This is a genomic window from Pseudogemmobacter sp. TB195 (assembly GCF_058313095.1).
In genome coordinates, this window is the sequence record NZ_JBZEGG010000111.1 from 1 (window position 1) to 713 (window position 713).

At 69.1% G+C, this 713-nt stretch carries 1 protein-coding gene; it reads right to left on the reverse strand.

Annotated elements, in window-relative coordinates; all coding sequences use genetic code 11:
- Positions 1-713, reverse strand: a 713-nt coding sequence (locus tag AC4FS3_RS28875) for a hypothetical protein (protein WP_491023398.1), incomplete at both ends; no start/stop codon positions are given.

Sequence of the window (713 nt, forward strand, 5' to 3'; positions counted from 1 at the left end):
GCGCCAGCGCCGCCGGCCTGCGCCGCATGCGCCCCCACGCCCCCCGTGGTGATGTTGGCGCTGCTGCTGATCTGGCCGTTGATGAGGGCGGAGAGGCCCACGGCCTGGTCGCCGCTGGTGGTCACCGATCCGTTCGCGAGGCTGACGCTGGCGCCATGGGAGGCGAGGGCGCCGCCGGCGGCCAGACCGGTCGTGGTGATGGCCGTGTTTTGGGCGTTGATGACCCCGCCCGGCGTCGGAATGTTGAAATCCTTCACCATATCGTTGTTGGCGACCAGGCCGGTGGCGCCGGCGCCGGAGGTGGTGACGCTGGCGTTGACCAGATTGATGGTGCTGGCGCTTTCCGCCTGGCCGCCAAAACTGGTCGCCCCGGTGGTGCTGATGACGACGTTGCTGGCGTTGATGACGCCATGGTCCACCGCGTGCAGGCCCAGCGAATAGACGCCGTCCGTGCTGATCCGCCCGCCGGTAAGGTTGACCGTTCCCGCCGTGGAGCCGTCGTACAGGGTGATGTTGGGGCCTGAATTGCCCGCCTGCACCGCATGACCGCGATCGCCCGTGGTCGTCACGTCGGCGCTGCTGTTGATGACGCCATGGCTGCGGCCCAGCAGGCCGAGGCCGCGCTGCGCGATCGTGCTCTGGACATTGATGACGCCGCCGTTCAGCGTGACCGCGCCGCCTGGATTGTAAGCGATGACCGCCCGCTCCCCGGG